Genomic DNA, 3,616 nt, shown 5'->3' on the forward strand with positions numbered 1-3,616 from the left:
TTCATAGCGACGGGGAGTTTTTCATCTCGCCGACGATTCCCCGAATCAACTGCGAAAAGTTTTTTCACCGTCGCAAATGAGCTTTCAACGGAGAATCCTACCATCCGTCGTCGATTACAACCAATCTCATCACTCACTTAAAAGAATAAAAGCCACACCCCGCGAATGTTCGTGGCCGACCTTTATCTTCGGCACTGAAACTTGTGTTTATAATAACACAGCGGTTACGCCATGTACATTCCACCGTTGACGTGAATCGTCTGGCCTGTAATATAGCGCGCACGGTCTGATGCTAAAAATGATACCGCTTCTGCGATATCTTCCACTTGACCGAATTGTTGGAGTGGAATTTGTTCGAGCATTTTGTTCTTTAAGTCGTCGCTTAATACGTCAGTCATATCACTTTCGATAAATCCTGGTGCGACTGCGTTCACTGTAATATTTTTACTTGCGAGTTCTCTTGCGACGCTTTTCGTTAAACCGTCGACACCTGCTTTACTCGCAACATAGTTTGCCTGTCCAGGGTTACCAAGAGTTCCGACAATACTTGAGATGTTGATAATACGTCCTGATTTCGCACGGATCATCATACGAGAAACGTTTTGAATGACGTTAAACGCACCTTTTAAGTTGACGTTAATAACGTCGTCAAACATCTCTGGCTTCATACGCATAAGTAGCGTATCTTTTGTAATCCCTGCGTTGTTCACGACAACGTCTAATTGACCGTACGTATCTTTAATATGTGCGATCATCTCTTTCACTTCGTCATAGTTTTGAACTTGGCATTGATAGCTTTCAGCATTTCCACCTTGTTCTTTAATCTTCTCTACAACTTCGTCTGCTTTTTCTTTATTCCCTGAATAGTTGACGATAACTGTATAGCCGTCTTCACCTAAACGTAATGCGACAGCGCGTCCGATACCTCTTGATGCGCCTGTCACTAATGCTACTTTACTCATTGTATTCATCCACCTCTTTAACAGTATCGATATGTGCCGTGTCTACTGATTTCGTAATCTTTTTAAGTAAACCTGTTTGAACTTTCTTCGGTCCAACTTCTACAGATTCTGTTACACCAAGTTCGACTGCTTTTTCGACACATTCTACGAAACGAACTGGCGACGTAATTTGTTGAATTAAATTTTGTTTAATAATTTCTTTATCAGTTTCTGGTTCAGCGGAAACGTTTTGAATGACCGGAATTTCTGCATCATTAAACGTAATATCTTGTAAAAACGTTTCGAACGATTCTTGAGCGTCTTTCATTAAATGTGAATGGAATGCTCCGGATACTTTTAGCGGAATGACGCGTCTCGCGCCGTGTGCTTTTGCTTCATCTATAAATAAATCGACTTTCGTTGCATCTCCAGAAATCACGATTTGGTCTGGAGCGTTAATGTTTGCTGGTGAGACTTTTTCTTCGTCATCACTAAGTGACTCACATAACGCTTCGAGCTTGTCTTTATCCATACCGATGACTGCAGCCATTTTACCGTCTTTTGCTTCACTCATTAAACGTCCGCGCATGGCGACGGCTTTTACTCCATCTTCTAAAGATAAAACACCCGCATGAACTAGAGCTGGCAATTCTCCTAAACTATGTCCGATTAAGTAATCGCCTTTAATTCCCGTTGCTTTAAGCACCGCAAGTGAATGTGCAAATAACGCGGGTTGCGTGAACGCTGTATTATTGAGTCGTTCATCATTTTCAGAAAACATGATTTCTTTTAAATCAAAATCAACGTAGCTAAAAATCGTATCAAGTAGTTCTTTTGCTGCGTCATTATGTTCATATAAATCTTTCGCCATTTCATGATACTGTGCCCCTTGCCCCGGGAACAAAACGAGTTTACTCATCTTCGGAAATTGCCTCCTTAATTTGTTCGATTGCGTCACTATTCGCCATTGTAATCGCGTTTCGAATCGCATTTTCTATAGCGAGAGCGTCACTTGAACCGTGCGCTTTTAAAACGTGTCCATTTAAACCGAGTAACGGTGCACCGCCAAATTGACGGTAATCCATTAAGTCTTTTAATTGACCTAAATCTTTTTTAACGACGAGTGCAGATAACTTATTTACCATCGAAGATAAAAAGATTTTCTTCACTTCACCGAGTAAGCTACTTGCTGTTCCTTCGATCGTTTTAAGAACGATGTTACCTGTAAATCCGTCTGTGACACCGATATCGTATTTACCAGTTAATATGTCTCTCGTCTCAAAATATCCACTATAGTTTAAGTTTGAGTCTTGAAGTAACTGGTGTGTCTCTTTAGTCAGTGGTGTTCCTTTAATATCTTCACTACCGTTGTTGATGAGACCAATTGACGGATTTTTACGGCCACGAATGTTTTCCATGTAAATAGACGCCATATGCGCAAACTGTAATAAGTGTTTTGGCTTATTTTCAGAGTTTGCACCGAGATCGAGTAAGAGCATACCTTTGTTATTCGTCGTTGGAATCATCGACGCGAGCGCTGGACGCTCGATTCCTTTAATACGTCCGATGACGAATAGTCCAGCAGTAAGTAAGGCACCTGTGTTACCTGCAGATACAAAAGCATCCGCTTCTCCCTCTTTTACTGCTTTTGCCGCACGTACAATCGATGAATCTTTTTTACGACGAACTGCACGCACTGGGTCATCTTCACTTGTAATGACTTCCGTCACTTCTACGAATTTCACTCTATCGTGCGTCTCAGTCCAGCTACCTACTGTACCGAACGCTAAAATTTGAATATCTTCATATTTCTTTAATGCTGATTTAATACCATCGACAATTGCTTCTGGTGCGTGGTCTCCACCCATCAGATCGACTGCGATTGTTTTCATTCTATTTCACCTTCATTTTCAAAATGCATGACATAATGTCCAATAAATACTGTTTCATCATTCACATATGATTCCACTAATATGAGTGCTTCATATGGTTTAATTTTTAATACAGTCGCTTTAGCGACGATCTTATCTCCGACCTTTGCCGGTTTTAAATACTTTACGTTTGCTTCCTTTGTCAGCACCTTCTTTTTACCGAGTACTGCCACAGCAAGTGAGTTTGCTTGACCAAATAGGAAGTGTCCGCGTGCGATATTATAATTTAAAAATGCGTGTTCTTTTTCAACTGTAAAAAACGAAGACGCTTGTTTGTTCACTTCAATTTGTACCAGTTCACCGATGACATCTTGAAGCGGAATACTTTTGATTTCTTCAGCATTCTTTTTAGCGACTGCTTGAACTCTGACACGCAGTTCTGGAATGTTTAAAACTGAACGGTCCAGTCGAATCGTTTGAATCGAAACGTTCAAATCGTTTGCGAGTGTTTCATCTGTTAAAAACGGATCTTCGTCCAATCGCCTCACGATTTCTAGACGGCGTTCATCTTTCTTTAACTTTGCCACATTATCTCCCCATTTAGTAGTTGGTGCTAAAATTAGTATATAAAATTAACGATTACTTTTCAATCTTTTACATTATTTCAGATGAAAAAACTCGCGAATTTCTTGTTGCGTTAAATTAATTGAATTGTCGTTTACAGAAATGCGCGTTGTGTAAAATTGTTTTTTATCTTTTAACACAAATGCGTTTTGCGTAAAAAGACTCGCTGTTACGTTGACG

The 3,616-nt window shown here is 40.1% G+C and carries 4 protein-coding genes; all 4 read right to left on the reverse strand.

Annotated elements, in window-relative coordinates; all coding sequences use genetic code 11:
- Positions 1–224: 224 nt before the first annotated feature.
- Genes fabG through fapR form a run of 4 tightly spaced genes read right to left on the reverse strand, consistent with a single transcriptional unit; the run spans position 225 to position 3,399 of the window.
- Positions 225–962: a 3-oxoacyl-[acyl-carrier-protein] reductase gene (gene fabG / locus TJ68_RS05700; protein ID WP_040929200.1), complete on the reverse strand. Its 738-nt coding sequence runs from the start codon at positions 960–962 to the stop codon at positions 225–227.
- Complete coding sequence (gene fabD, locus TJ68_RS05705; RefSeq protein ID WP_040929201.1) at positions 955–1,860, reverse strand: ACP S-malonyltransferase; 906 nt, start codon at positions 1,858–1,860, stop codon at positions 955–957. The genes fabG and fabD overlap by 8 nt, the downstream gene beginning before the upstream one ends.
- Positions 1,853–2,833: a phosphate acyltransferase PlsX gene (gene plsX, locus TJ68_RS05710; RefSeq protein ID WP_040929202.1), complete on the reverse strand. Its 981-nt coding sequence runs from the start codon at positions 2,831–2,833 to the stop codon at positions 1,853–1,855. The genes fabD and plsX overlap by 8 nt, the downstream gene beginning before the upstream one ends.
- Positions 2,830–3,399, reverse strand: a complete 570-nt coding sequence (gene fapR, locus TJ68_RS05715; protein ID WP_040929203.1) for a transcription factor FapR — start codon at positions 3,397–3,399, stop codon at positions 2,830–2,832. The genes plsX and fapR overlap by 4 nt, the downstream gene beginning before the upstream one ends.
- Positions 3,400–3,616 lie beyond the last annotated feature (217 nt).

This window comes from Nosocomiicoccus massiliensis (genome assembly GCF_000438455.1).
GTDB lineage: Bacteria > Bacillota > Bacilli > Staphylococcales > Salinicoccaceae > Nosocomiicoccus > Nosocomiicoccus massiliensis.

Excerpts from the sequence above, each read along its gene's own strand:
- plsX (WP_040929202.1), bottom strand. The coding sequence starts at position 2,833 with ATGAAAACAATCGCAGTCGATCTGATGGGTGGAGACCACGCACCAGAA.
- fabD (WP_040929201.1), bottom strand. The coding sequence starts at position 1,860 with ATGAGTAAACTCGTTTTGTTCCCGGGGCAAGGGGCACAGTATCATGAA.
- fabG (WP_040929200.1), bottom strand. The coding sequence starts at position 962 with ATGAGTAAAGTAGCATTAGTGACAGGCGCATCAAGAGGTATCGGACGC.